This is a genomic window from Candidatus Nitrotoga sp. M5, from assembly GCF_927904885.1.
GTDB lineage: Bacteria > Pseudomonadota > Gammaproteobacteria > Burkholderiales > Gallionellaceae > Nitrotoga.
Genome location: NZ_CAKMNW010000007.1, coordinates 14,682 through 27,606, shown reverse-complemented (window position 1 = coordinate 27,606; position 12,925 = coordinate 14,682). Strand labels below are relative to the sequence as shown.

The window sequence follows — 12,925 nt, the reverse complement described above, 5'->3', positions numbered from 1 at the left end:
GTTTATTTTTCATCTGGGGTAACAGCCAATGTCACCCTGTCTAATGCCATTTCGTATGCCAAAAATAATTCACCCCGTACGCATTCCCAAGCGAATCGCCGCGCGTGATCCAGTCCAGTTTGAACCATGCTTTCTCGCAAGGATTCATCACGCAACACGCGCAGGATGGCCGCGGCCATCCGTTGTGGATCACGCGGTGGCACCAGCAATGCGGTTTTTCCGTCTTCTACCAGAAATGGTATACCGCCAACATTTGTGCTAATCACCGGCACGCCGCTTGCCAATGCTTCCAAAATTGAAATCGGCATATTATCTGCCAGGCTGGGATTAAGAGCGATATCTGCTTCGTGGTAAAGCATGGGCATGCGTACGTTGTCTACTTGACCTGCAAATATAACAGCGTCGGCCAAGCCAAATTCATTTGCCATCTCTTCCAGGTACTGACGTTCCGGGCCGGAACCCGCGATCGTCATATGCGCATCAGGGATAGATTCGCGCACAATGCGAAATGCTTTAAGCGCGGTGGTGTTGTCGTACAGAGGTTCTAAATTACGCGCCACCACGATATGCGGTGCCAAAATGTTTCGTTTGCGCGAATAGTTAGGTATGAAGCGGCTCAAATCTACAATGTTGGGTACTATGCGAGTGGTGAACTCTCGCTTCGCAAATACATTTTCCAGGAAACCGGAAGGCACGACGATTACATTGGCTCGCCTCAGTGTAGGCTGCACCCAAGCAAATGCCCGAGTGAAAAAATCATCTGCCTCCCCACCGCGGTAATTGACTATCACTGCTTTGCCGCGCAACTTTGCGGCCCACACCGCCGGTGCTGCAAATAAATGCCATGACCAGCCAGAGTTGGCCATAACGTGAAATAAATCGACTCTACCTGCAGTACGCCATAGTTGAAATAAGTATGGAAGCAAGCGAAAGATGGCACGCAGTCCTTTGATACGACCGACGCAGCGTGGACGGTAGGGCGCGTTCACTGGAACAAGCGCTACGTTAATCCCTTCTTGCTTCAGTAGCTCAGCCAGTTGCCTTGTCTGGTTGGCCATGCCGCCCGAAGGTGGTGGCAACGGCCCAACGAGGGCAATTTTTACATCTTGAATTCGCATTCTGCTTACCCTGTCGCTTTGTCGATTAAGCTAGTGTAAACGTTGCGATAGTTAGCTACGGACACTTTCCAGTTCCGCTCTGTCTCAACAAAGCGCCGCCCAGCAGCTTTCATCGTTGGCCAGCGTTCGGGCGCGCTAAGTAAGTCGAGCACCTTGCTTGCCAGGTCTTGCGGAGACTCAGCTTTGAACAACATGCCCGTTTCGCCATCACGAATCAGTTCTTTGTGACCACCTACGTTGGAAGCCACAAATAAACGGCCCTGTGCCATTGCTTCCAGTGGTTTCAACGGTGTAACTAGTTCAGTGAGACGCATTGAATGGCGTGGATAAACGAGTACGTCCACCAGGTCGTAATAGCGGTTTACTTCACTGTGTGGCACTCGACCAGTGAACACAATTTTATCTGCAATGCCGAGTTGGCGAGATTGCTGTTTCAGCGCTTCTTCTTGTGGCCCACCGCCCACTAACAAAATACGTACATCCGGTGCTTGGTCGAGAATGCGTGGTAATGCAGTTAGCAACAAATCCAGTCCTTCATAGGCATAGAATGAGCCTATGAAGCCGATGACGCGGTAGCCTGTCAGATTTAGTTGCTGTTTAAGTACGTTATCCGGTGTGCTTTCCAAGGAAAATTTTTCAATATCCACAGCATTAGGAATGACGGTAATTTTTTGTGCTGAAATACCACGCATCACGATATCGTTGCGCAAGCCTTCACAGATTGTAGTAATGGCATTCACGCGCTTGAATGCATAGGTTTCAAGCGCACGTGTGAGGCGGTAACGCAGACCGTGTTCTTTGCTGGTGCCATGATCTACCGCTGCATCTTCCCAGAATGCGCGAACCTCATAGACCACAGGAATGCCCAAACTGCGTCCAACACGCAATGCGGCTATGGCATTCAGGGCAGGGGAGTGTGCATGTAAAATATCCGGTTTAACTTTTCTGGCTACTTCATCAAGACGGCGGGCAAGACTGTTAATGATGGAAACCTGATTTAAGATAGGTACTTTCGCTATTTGAGTAGTTGCATGGTGAGTACGGAAAAAATGCCAGCCATCGATTTTCTCTTCGCTTGCGCTACAGACACCCTGCTTTGGACTAGTCAGGTGAGTGGTTTCCCATCCCAATGCGCGTTGTTCTTTAAGAATTGAAAGCGTGCGAAAAGTATAGCCACTGTGTAATGGGATTGAGTGATCGAGGATATGTAGGATACGCATTTTTTTAAATCGTTTGCTTATGTTTAAATTGCGAATTTAAATTCAAAGTAAAGTAACTAATAGCGGCTTGATTTGGCGTTCTGCTATTTTGAAAGTATCTCTCCAGGCTTCTAAACTCAGTATTTTGTAAATTAATCTCACAGGTTGCACGGATCATAAAACTTGTCCGCGATAAGCATCAAAAATTTTGCGCAGCGCATCTGCCATCGAAATGGTTGGTTCCCATCCCAGTTCCTCACAGGTGTTGGTGATCTTGGGAACTCGGTTTTGCACGTCCTGGTAGCCATTGCCGTAATAGACTGCTGCAGTGGTTGCTACCAGTTGTACCTTGCTCGCAGAATCGCGGTACTCCGGATATTCTTCAGCTAGTTTAAGCATCATGGTAGCCAAGCTACGGATGGAATAGTTGTTAGCTGGGTTGCCGATGTTGTAAATTTTGCCGGAAGCAATTCCATTCTTGTTCGTAATGATCTTCATGAGTGCAGCTATGCCATCATCGATATAAGTGAATGCGCGTTTCTGTTGTCCACCGTCTACCAGATTTATATTTTCGCCGCGCACAATGTGGCCGAAAAATTGTGTCAGCACGCGCGAGCTTCCTTCTTTTGGGGTGTGGATGGAGTCCAGTCCTGAGCCGATCCAGTTGAATGGACGAAAGAGGGTAAAGTTTAATCCTTGTTCCATTCCATAGCCCCAAATAACACGGTCCATTAATTGCTTAGCGCAGGAATAAATCCAGCGCGGTTTGTTAATCGGGCCGCATACAAGCTCAGAATTTTCGGGGTCAAATTCCTCATCATGACACATGCCATAAACTTCAGATGTTGACGGAAATATTAGGTGTTTCTTGTGTTTCACGGCTGCACGCACGATGGGTAGATTTGCTTCGAAGTCCAACTCAAATACCCGCAGTGGCTCCTTGACATAGGTGGAGGGCGTAGCAATAGCCACTAACGGTAAAATCACATCGCATTTCTTTATATGATATTCCATCCATTCTTTGTTGATGGTGATGTCACCTTCAAAAAAGTGAAAGCGTGGCTGCACGAGCAGATCTGTTATACGGTCTGTGTTTACATCCATGCCGTATATATCCCAATCAGTTGTAGCAAGAATGCAATTGGACAAGTGGTGGCCTATGAAGCCGTTTACACCAAGGATCAAAACCTTTTTCATTGCGGTGTCCTTAAATCATAGATGCTCTGCGAAAGTAGCATTCGCATTATGAATTATTAATCAAACTAATTTGATCGGAAAAAAATGAGCCAACTTTAGGCGCGCTGAATATCATTAATTCCAGTCTGTATACGCCAAGCGACTTGATTACTATGCGCTTGGAAGATGCATGCCGATGAATCCGGTTGTACTGGTAATTCTGTATTTCCATTTTGTTGCCGTGATTAAAGTTTGTTTTGTGCTGGTTAGGTTAAACCTTCCCAACTCAGCGCTTTGTTCGCGCAGCTTTTAGAGCCTGCGGGAGGTGTAATCAAATCGGAGTGGAGTCGAGTGGTCAAGTAGGTACAAAATACGCATGATTAAGCTGTTGAAGTTTTTGTTGAGTCATATCGCCGCAGCCAAGCTACCAAACGTTCGGTGAGCTTCTTCAAAATGACTGCGGCAACAATGGCCAAGGTAATCGCAATCGTGCCGCTCAAAAGCTTTTGTTGGGGCGCGAATCGTGCGAACCCGACAAGGAAAATGCCATGAACCAAAAAATATTCATAAACATAGTTGCGCGAAACGCTGGTCAACCAAGTATCGGAAGTGTGCCATGCAAGAGCTAGCGCAAGCAACGCGATACTGAAAGCCGCATAAAAAGATTGTGGCCAAAGAAAGGCTGCACATAATAGGCTGGATATTACAGCGAGCAACACGGCGGGACGCTGGCAGGTCTGGGCTATGAGACCTGCTACGCAGAACGATAGTATATGGCGACTAAGATCAACCTCGCTGCGAGTTGCAAGCAGGGCAAGGGTGATGATGACGACAATGATAAGTATTAGTCGCGGTGCGCTGAGCCATTTGCAGATAAACGCAATGACATAGCATAGCAAAATGAGTGAGATAAACCAGGACACGACATTGATTAGCTCCCAACCATGCGTGAAATAACCCGTGCCTGCCATTTGAGATAAAAAAAGCCACCCATCAATGCTCTTCGTGCCTGCCGCCCAGGTGAGGAGGAAGGCTGCAATTGTCGTTATCCAGTAAGCTGGATATATCTGCCATAAACGCTTTTTCAGCCAGTCAATAGCAGGTGCTGCCCCGCCGGAGAAAGCTAGATAGCCGCTCAGAGCGCAGAACAATCCCACACCCACCTGCCCCAAATTAATATTTTCCCAAGTGGTTTGTTCGTAATAGCCAGCGACTGCCATTCCGTGCTGCAGTGTAACCAAAATCATCGCGAAAAGGCGCAGGTAATCGAACGATGTAAACCGCGGTATGTCGTTTCCAGAATGTGGCTTCTGCTTTGTTCGTTTGGTTTGACCTGATGTAGTGCGATGCATGAACTTAAAGCCCTGGTTGCTCTTTTATACTACAACTCTGGCGAAGAAATGCTTCGAACATTAGCAGGGTCCACAATGGAGTACTGTAATCACGCAGTCCCGCTTGATGCTGGTCGACCAGTTCACAGAGGTAATCTGCATTAAAGTAACCAGTGGCTGCAAGGGTTGGCCCCAGTACTGCCTGGCGTACCTTTTCTTTCAATGGGCCGCGAAACCAGCTTGCAAGCGGCACCGCGAAACCCATTTTCTTGCGATATAAGATTTCAGTTGGCAGGTGAGGCTCCATCGCTTTCTTGAATATATATTTACCTTCCCCACCTTGAAGCTTGAGCGATGCGGGTAAGCGTGAAGCCCACTCCACTAATTTGTGGTCAAGCAGAGGTTCACGTACTTCAAGCGCATGCGCCATGCTGGCACGATCCACCTTGGTGAGAATGTCGCCCACGAGATAGGTTTTGATATCGAGATACTGCACTCGCGCCAAGGGTTCTTCTGCAGGCGAGTGTTCATCGTGCCGGTACATCACTTCCACCGCGCGGTAGCCATCTAACGCCCGCTTAAAGTCCGGACTGAACAGACGTGCGCGCATTGCATCGCTGAAGAGCGAGATACTATGAAAATAACCTTCTACCGAATCTCGCGCCATACCTTCGAATGTAGATTTGGCACGAAAAATTTTAGGTGCCCAATCTGCTTTTGGATAGAGCTTGCCTAGCAGGTTGAATACGGGGCGACGCACAGTAGCTGGAATAAAACTGCGCATGCGTTCTTCGTTCAGATGCCAGCGATAACGTCGGTAACCAGCAAGGTTTTCGTCGCCACCGTCACCGGAAAGCGCAACCGTGACATTGCGTCGCGCAAGTTGGCACACGCGGTACGTGGGAATGGCAGAGCTGTCTGCGTAAGGTTCATCGTAGAGTGCAGCCAACTTATCGATGAGCTCGAAATCATCGGTATCAACTTGTTCCACTCGATGATTAGTGTGATAGCGTTTTGCGACCATTGCTGCGTATTCGGATTCATTAAATGCTGGGTCGCCGAAAGAGATAGAACAAGTATTAACTGGTTCGGTGGACAATTCAGCCATCATTGCTACTACAGCGCTGGAATCTACGCCACCGGAAAGGAAAGCGCCTAGTGGTACCTCTGAGGCCATACGAATTTTTACAGATTCGCGCAGTAGCGGTACAAGCTCTTCTTGCGCCTCGGCTTCCGTCATTGGCGCCAGAGGATGGAATGGTACGTCCCAATATTCTCGCGGTTGGGGCATTGGCTGCCCACGTTTCACGGTGAGGGTATGCGCAGGTGACAGCTTAAAGGCTTGCTGGTATATGGTGCGTGGTTCGGGAATATAGCCGTAGGCGAAATATTCCTCAATTGCGCGCGGATCAATGTCACGTCGCAACGCTGGGTGAGCGGTAAGGACTTTGAGTTCGGATCCAAAGATAAGTTGCCCGTCGTCAAGCAGTGCATAGTAGAGCGGCTTCACACCGAGGCGATCGCGTGCCAGAAAAAACGTCTCTTGATTGCGGTCCCATAATCCGAATGCGAACATGCCACGAAAGCGCTCGACGCAGGCTTCACCCCATTGCTCCCAAGCATGTACGATGACTTCAGTATCGCAACGGGTGCGGAAGGTATGTCCCAATGCTTGCAATTCAGGAATTAAATCGACGAAATTGTATATCTCACCATTGAACACCACCACTACGCTGCCGTCTTCATTGAACAAAGGCTGGTGACCGGAGGAAAGGTCTATGATCGAGAGCCGCTTGTGCGCCATTGCCATTCCTGGCTCTGCGTGCAAGCCGCTCTCATCTGGACCGCGATGATGCTGAGTCTGGTTCATGCGCTCGAGCAACGCCTGATCAATGGGACGTTTGGTTTGTGTATCAAATATACCGGCTATTCCACACATGATTTTGTTTTCAATTTGTTATGTTATTTGTCTTTAGTTAAATTATTCAGCACTGTGTCATATACGTTCAGGTATCCGCGTACCATGGCTGACATTGAAAAGTGTGCCTCAATTTTGACTCGCCCCGCCGCACCATGTGTGCGGGTACGAGCGCTATCTTGATAATACGTTAGCAATGCATGTGCCATCGCTGTCGGGTTGGTCGACGGCACCAGCGTGCCAGTAATGCCTTCGTCTACTAGTTCGCTGTTGCCGCCGACGGCGGTTGCAACTACCGGCAAACCACATGCCATCGCTTCCAGAATGGTGTTGGACACGCCTTCACCCAACGACGACAAGCAGAAGACATCGAATTGGCGCATCAAATCCGCTATGTCGTCACGGTTGCCCGGTAGCCAGGCGAGATGCTCGACATTGGCTTGCTTGAGCAAAGCCAGGCAAGACTTACGTGCCTCTCCTTCTCCTAAAATTACCAGCCGCGCGCGAGCGCAGATTTCAGGCCTAAGTTCGAGCATGTGCACAAAAGCACGCACCAAATTAGGATAGTCCTTTACCTCTGCCATGCGCCCCACGGCGCCGATCACAAAGCCGTCCGGCGGGCAAAACTCCGGCGGGCCGAAGTTGACTCTTGGCGTAATGAGTGGTGAGAATTTTACACTATCAACACCGTTGTAAATTTGAGTAGAGATTGCCGGATTTACACGCACGGTATTAATTAACCATTGTTCCAGATCTTTGCTCACTGGAATGTAATGCTTTACCAACGGTCGGATTGCTTGCCTCAGCAAATTGTATTTGCGATTCCTGCCCTGCAAGTCAAACATGTCACGCCCATGTTCACTATGTACTCTGTTGCTGATGCCAGCGGCAGTGGCAACCACTTGGCCTTCCAAGGCCGCGAGGTTGCGTGTATGCACAATGGCTGGTTTGAGTCGCCGCAACTCGCGAAACAATCGACCATACAGCCCTATATCATTGCCAGCGCGCTTGTTAAGCGCTACCAATTCGACGTGTTGATTCAGGCGTTTACGAAACTCGCTGTATCCGGTCAAGCATACGATGGCGTGCCGATAGCGTCCTGGTGGCATATGGTTGATCAAATTTACAATACCATTTTCCATGCCGCCCACGCCAAAATGATGAATAACATGCGCAATTAACGGTGGATTATTAGTGTGCATGTGTGCCGTGCTCTGCAACTTCATTGATACTGCTATTGATTGCCGGCAACATATCGTTGACAAAAGATTGCATAGACGATGCAGCTGTTTCCGGCGTACCCTCATAGGGCGCGGCAATAACAATTGCTGCACCATCGTCTTGCCGCCCAAATAGTTTGTCCTTTGCCAAAAGCAACTTTGCCAGATATGGGTTGGTAGTATATGTACCGTCCAAGCTATTCCAATTCCATATTAATAATCGGTTATTACCGGCGCGTAATAATGTTTGCAGGATTGTTTCATTCTTTCCGCTGAGAGAAATCTTACGCGGTCCTTCACCTACGTTGCTCCATAACGGATGTTTCTGCCGGATCATAAAGTTTTGGGAATTAATTAATTCTGCATCCTGGCGTTGAGTCCGGTAATACCCGAGGTATACGCCGATGATTTTATCTCCCTTGCGATAAGTATGCATGGCTTGTGCATGTGTACCAACGTAATGTGGCTGCCAATCTGTAAATGGCGTAGTTTGTAAATTCCAGCCTTGATGTGAATCAGGTAGCTTGATCACTAACCCATCTGTTTTGATTGGGCGATTGTTCAAATAAGCTGCGTAGGCAGGCCACAAGGCAGCAGTCAGAATGGTAACAATGCCCATCATGGCAAATCCTTGATTCGTAATAGTCCTCTGAGCCGTGTTATCGGCAATCATATTTCTTTGTGGCTGGAGATCGGATTGATCTTCTCGCCAGAAAGAGCCAATCCAGAATAGCAACGTCATAACGATTCCGAAAAAGACCCAGCCGTAGATGTAATGGTCAACTCCCAATGCTAATTTCATATTGCTTAAGTGGGCGATCATCACGATCATATAAGCGCGCATTCCATTGGCAAAAATGGGGACGATCAGTGACATTGCTGCAAAGATCAATCTGCGTTTATTACTGCGATAGGTAAGGTAGCCGTACAACGTGCCCAAAGTACAAGATGCGATCAGGTAGCGCAAACCACTACAACCTTCTACGACGGACCAGTGACCACTTGGTATTGTGAAAAACAATCCTTCACGGTAAACCGGAATATTAGTTATTTGTAGTGCGGTTACTACAAAATCGGCAGTGAAATCCATCAACGGGGGGATCAGAAATTCCCCAAAGGGAACGGCAAAAAACAGGAATCCGAGGGGAAATGTAATCGCACGAGTTACCCGCAGCCCCAACATAGTCCAGACTGTCACTGGCATCATTGCGACCAAACAAAACTGAGCGACAACCTGCACACTACCGGCATCGGCAAGCAGCCAGCCCAGGCCTAGCCCTGCCAGAACGAACAAGCCCCGGTAATCCGGGTATGGGGCTATCTCGGCAAGCGATTTACGCTTCAGCCATATAAGATAGGCGCTAATCGGCAAAATAAAGAAACCGTGAGTAAATGTCTCGGATCTTAGCCAGATAGCGACAGTGGATAATACGGTTTGCTGATAAATGGCGAGAATTGTAGCAATGGCCGCAAGCGTGAGGATCGCCATAAAACGCCATTGTGATTTTGGCTGCCCAATATGGTTGTCGATATTGGGAGTAGTTAACGCTTGTGGTGTTGTGCCAGTCATCGCTGCGAATCCTTGATAGTGACCAAGTGTGGTGTTTCTTGTGTTACCTGAGTCCTGGTGTCTGGCTTGCAGGATTCAGACACAGTTATAGGAGAATCAGTAAGCAATGTCCTGACATGGTCAAGGCTGCGTTCCCATTCGTAATCAGCCAGAATTCGGGCGCGGGCGGTTTCACCAGAATGTCCTGCTGCTTTGTTTGAGAGCATCGAGATAATAATACGGCTAAACTCCGGGCCATTGCTGGCGATATGCAGTTCTTTGCCTGATGTCGCTAAAATGCCTTCTGCTGCCTGGGGGGATGCAATAACCGTTTTCGCCATGGCCATGGCTTCCAATACTTTATTTTGTAAGCCTCTGGCGATGCGTAAAGGCGCCACAGAAAGTTTGGCGTAGGCGAGATAGGGTCTGACATCATCTACGGCACCCGTTACCACGACTCCAGATAGATGCGCCAGTTCCTGTACGGCTGCAGTTGGGCGAGATCCCACGATATAAAAGCGTGCATGCGGATGATTGGCAAGTACAGATGGGAAAATCTCCTGTGCGAACCAGTGCACAGCGTCTACATTTGGCCAGTAGTCCATGGCGCCAGTAAATACAATAGCTGCTATGTTTGCTTGGTACGGGTCTGAATATTCTCGGTTAGGCGAATAATAGTCACTATCCACACCATTATTGAAGAATCCAATTTTCTGAGCGCTTTCCGGTGCCAGTTGTTTAAAAAGATCAGCCTCAGCTTCTGAAACGAACAGCGATGCATCATACGTGCATGCCAATTGTCTCTCGTAACGGAGCAGTAAACGGCTTTCTCTTTGAAATAGCCAACTCATGGGCCATGGCTTCCTATTAGCGTATTGACGCCATTTGTCCGAATCTATGTCGACAAAATCGATGATGCAGCGCGTTTGTTGGATGCCGGTTATAAATTGCGCCATGGCAGAAGAGAATATTAGAACGCGCTTTATAGACTGTGTCTTGATTACATCTTTTACCCACTCCTGCAATCCAATATTTCGGTAATAATCCAGTGTAAGAGGGCGATTCATGGTTAATGCGCCCAAACTACGCAGGCGCGCCGTGCGGGGATTTAAAGAAGCGAAATAGGTTTCTTTACACAATTGCTTTACTGTATTTACGTATTGCCAATCATCTGGATCATCGACAAAGGTGCCGAGATGAACATGGTAGTGTTGTGCCAAGTATTTCAGCAAATGATATGAACGTATTTTGTCACCCTTGTTGGGCGGGTAAGGGATACGGTGGGTGAGATACAGCAAATGTTCCATCGGCCCTATCCCAGGTTTTTTACGATGTAGGGTCCAAGCCAGTTGACTACTGGTAGCGGCAATTTTTGCCAGGTCTTGATGAATAACTGGTATTTCGGGTTCAAAGGGTTGGTATCAGGCACAGCTTTTGCTCGAATCAATTGATATTCGTAATGTAGCGGTTGCGGCTCGAACCCCCAGTTTTTTTTGAAATCGAACGGCCCAGTACCGCGCTTGCTGCGTCCATAGTCAAAAATCTTAATGCCGCGTTCGCAAGCCCGCCGCATCAGTTCCCAGTATTTAAAATCATTGGCCGCAAAATTGCGAGCTTCCACGGTGTCACCAGCATAGTAGGGTAATACTTCGTCGCGGAAATAAAAGCTCATTACGCCACTTAAAATGAGTCCATCCTTAACTACGGACAGTATTTCGCAGTCTTTACCAAATATTTCTTTGAGTAATACAAAATAGCGCATGGGTAATGTGGGAGTGCCATGGCGGTGGACGTTATCAGCGAACACGGAAAAAAAGCGCTCCACACCTTCGTCGATTTCGCTAACGAGACCATTTTTAATGCCCTTTCTAACCATAGCCCTTTGTTTGCGAGGGATGGCGAGCATGTTTGCTTCTATATCCGGCTCAATAATCTTGCGAAAACAAACATAAAGATTCTTGCTTGGCCATTCCGTGTGGAAGGGCTGAATGTTGCGGTATTCTAAGAAGTCCACAGCTAGTTTTGCAGCCAAAGTCTGAGCTGCATCATCTAGCGCCATCCTCGCTTGCTCTGTACTTGCAATGATGCCGCCGTAAACGCAAAACGGAAGTGAAGATAAGGAATGTCCAAATAATATGCTGTTAATTTCTGCCAGCGGCAAAATGCCCTGAATTATTCCATTTTCTTCAGCCAGCAGAAAATGAGTGTGGTGTCCGAAGGCTCGTTCAATTACCTCTTTCCAGCCAGCACGATGAAAAAAAGTGGCTTCAGGACACGCATAAACAAATTCATCCCAGCGTACGGCGTCATTTGGTGTCATCACGCGTACCTGCAGCGCAGGTATGACTGTTGAAACGTCCATCATGCGCCTGCATTCATAAATATGTGATCCATGCGGCCCCAGTTAAAATCCCGCAGCAAAGATTGTAAGCGGGATGCCATACGTTTCAGATTGATGTAATGGCGAAAGCGTGTTTTCGTCGAGATGTTATTTTGACGTGGTTGGTCTGGATCAAGCTCCCACGGGTGAAAATAAAAAATACAGGGTTTTTCGTCTTGCTGGTTGACACGTCGTATGAGCCAGCGCGATGCTTGATAGGGTAGTAATCTGAAATAGCCTCCGCCTGCTGCGGGTAAGTTTCGGCCCATGAATACTGCAGTGGTGGGGGGGAGTTCCAGCATGCCTTCCTTTCCGCGTGGATAGTGGGCAAAACGAGGTGCCTCGGGCATACCGTAATGGTCGTGTCGTATCGGATAAATGCTGGAGCTATATTGATAGCCAGCTTCCTGTAGTGAGTCAAGTGCCCATAGATTATCAGTGCCTATGGAAAAACTCGGTGCACGATAGCCAATGACCTGGCTACCTGAGATGTCTTCTAATATTTTTTTTGCTCGTGAAATATCTTCGTTAAATTCGTCGCGGCTTAGCTCGCTTACGCGTTGATGACCGTAACCATGACTGGCAAGCTCGTGTCCATTATCTACAATGCGACGCACGATTGCAGGGTAGCGTTCAGCGATCCAGCCTAAAGTGAAGAAGGTTGCCTGCGCATTTCCTTCGTCTAGCAAGGCTAGTGCGATATCTATATTGCGTTCCACTCGGCACGGCAGACTTTCCCATTGCTCTCGCGGGATGGTGGAGGCGAAAGCTGAAACCTGGAAGTAATCTTCCACGTCGATAGTCATCGCATTACGCATCAGCGCTTTGGCCATCATGTTTTTCCCTGTAAAAATTCATATTTGCGCACATTTGTTGCGCAGACTGCTTGCTTAAATCGTTTCATCTTCATCTATGAGCATTGCAAAAAAAGTGTCTTTCTTACTGGTCGTGATTAGAATTGCTGACGAACTTTGTCTAGCCAACAGGCTGCACATTAGTATGCTCGCAAGCTTCCCGCGTTTTTTGGGCACTCA

Annotated in this window: 10 protein-coding genes; all 10 read right to left on the bottom strand. The window is 48.1% G+C overall.

What is annotated here, in order from left to right; genetic code table 11:
• Positions 1-2: 2 nt before the first annotated feature.
• On the bottom strand, positions 3-1,118 hold the full coding sequence (locus tag MJ770_RS02740; protein WP_239250076.1) for a glycosyltransferase family 4 protein: 1,116 nt from the start codon (positions 1,116-1,118) through the stop codon (positions 3-5).
• 5 nt (positions 1,119-1,123) lie between these two features.
• Positions 1,124-2,338, bottom strand: a complete 1,215-nt coding sequence (locus MJ770_RS02735; RefSeq protein ID WP_239250075.1) for a TIGR04063 family PEP-CTERM/XrtA system glycosyltransferase — start codon at positions 2,336-2,338, stop codon at positions 1,124-1,126.
• A 153-nt stretch (positions 2,339-2,491) separates the two neighbouring features.
• Positions 2,492-3,514: a bifunctional UDP-4-keto-pentose/UDP-xylose synthase gene (locus tag MJ770_RS02730; RefSeq protein ID WP_239250074.1), complete on the bottom strand. Its 1,023-nt coding sequence runs from the start codon at positions 3,512-3,514 to the stop codon at positions 2,492-2,494.
• A gap of 359 nt (positions 3,515-3,873) precedes the next feature.
• Positions 3,874-4,845, bottom strand: coding sequence for an acyltransferase family protein (locus MJ770_RS02725; RefSeq protein WP_239250073.1), 972 nt, complete (start codon positions 4,843-4,845; stop codon positions 3,874-3,876).
• A gap of 4 nt (positions 4,846-4,849) precedes the next feature.
• Positions 4,850-6,763, bottom strand: a complete 1,914-nt coding sequence (locus MJ770_RS02720; RefSeq protein WP_239250072.1) for an XrtA/PEP-CTERM system amidotransferase — start codon at positions 6,761-6,763, stop codon at positions 4,850-4,852.
• Positions 6,764-6,786: 23 nt separating this feature from the next.
• The gene (locus tag MJ770_RS02715) at positions 6,787-7,944 is read right to left on the bottom strand and encodes a TIGR03088 family PEP-CTERM/XrtA system glycosyltransferase (protein WP_239250071.1); all 1,158 of its coding nucleotides are present in this window, start codon (positions 7,942-7,944) and stop codon (positions 6,787-6,789) included.
• The gene (gene xrtA / locus MJ770_RS02710; RefSeq protein ID WP_239250070.1) at positions 7,934-9,532 is read right to left on the bottom strand and encodes an exosortase A; all 1,599 of its coding nucleotides are present in this window, start codon (positions 9,530-9,532) and stop codon (positions 7,934-7,936) included. Before xrtA ends, MJ770_RS02715 begins: the two co-directional genes overlap by 11 nt.
• Positions 9,529-10,818: a TIGR03087 family PEP-CTERM/XrtA system glycosyltransferase gene (locus MJ770_RS02705; protein ID WP_239250069.1), complete on the bottom strand. Its 1,290-nt coding sequence runs from the start codon at positions 10,816-10,818 to the stop codon at positions 9,529-9,531. The genes xrtA and MJ770_RS02705 overlap by 4 nt, the downstream gene beginning before the upstream one ends.
• 5 nt (positions 10,819-10,823) lie before the next feature.
• Positions 10,824-11,876, bottom strand: a complete 1,053-nt coding sequence (locus tag MJ770_RS02700) for a FemAB family XrtA/PEP-CTERM system-associated protein (RefSeq protein WP_445083117.1) — start codon at positions 11,874-11,876, stop codon at positions 10,824-10,826.
• Positions 11,873-12,724 carry an XrtA system polysaccharide deacetylase gene (locus MJ770_RS02695; RefSeq protein WP_239250140.1) on the bottom strand — a complete coding sequence of 284 codons (852 nt, stop codon included), beginning with the start codon at positions 12,722-12,724 and terminating at the stop codon, positions 11,873-11,875. The genes MJ770_RS02700 and MJ770_RS02695 overlap by 4 nt, the downstream gene beginning before the upstream one ends.
• Positions 12,725-12,925 lie beyond the last annotated feature (201 nt).

What these genes read in the sequence shown, in the direction of transcription:
- MJ770_RS02725 (WP_239250073.1), bottom strand. Translation starts at nt 4,845, where the DNA reads ATGCATCGCACTACATCAGGTCAAACCAAACGAACAAAGCAGAAGCCA.
- MJ770_RS02720 (WP_239250072.1), bottom strand. Translation starts at nt 6,763, where the DNA reads ATGTGTGGAATAGCCGGTATATTTGATACACAAACCAAACGTCCCATT.
- MJ770_RS02700 (WP_445083117.1), bottom strand. Translation starts at nt 11,876, where the DNA reads ATGATGGACGTTTCAACAGTCATACCTGCGCTGCAGGTACGCGTGATG.
- xrtA (WP_239250070.1), bottom strand. Translation starts at nt 9,532, where the DNA reads ATGACTGGCACAACACCACAAGCGTTAACTACTCCCAATATCGACAAC.
- MJ770_RS02715 (WP_239250071.1), bottom strand. Translation starts at nt 7,944, where the DNA reads ATGCACACTAATAATCCACCGTTAATTGCGCATGTTATTCATCATTTT.
- MJ770_RS02740 (WP_239250076.1), bottom strand. Translation starts at nt 1,118, where the DNA reads ATGCGAATTCAAGATGTAAAAATTGCCCTCGTTGGGCCGTTGCCACCA.
- MJ770_RS02705 (WP_239250069.1), bottom strand. Translation starts at nt 10,818, where the DNA reads ATGGAACATTTGCTGTATCTCACCCACCGTATCCCTTACCCGCCCAAC.
- MJ770_RS02735 (WP_239250075.1), bottom strand. Translation starts at nt 2,338, where the DNA reads ATGCGTATCCTACATATCCTCGATCACTCAATCCCATTACACAGTGGC.
- MJ770_RS02695 (WP_239250140.1), bottom strand. Translation starts at nt 12,724, where the DNA reads ATGGCCAAAGCGCTGATGCGTAATGCGATGACTATCGACGTGGAAGAT.
- MJ770_RS02730 (WP_239250074.1), bottom strand. Translation starts at nt 3,514, where the DNA reads ATGAAAAAGGTTTTGATCCTTGGTGTAAACGGCTTCATAGGCCACCAC.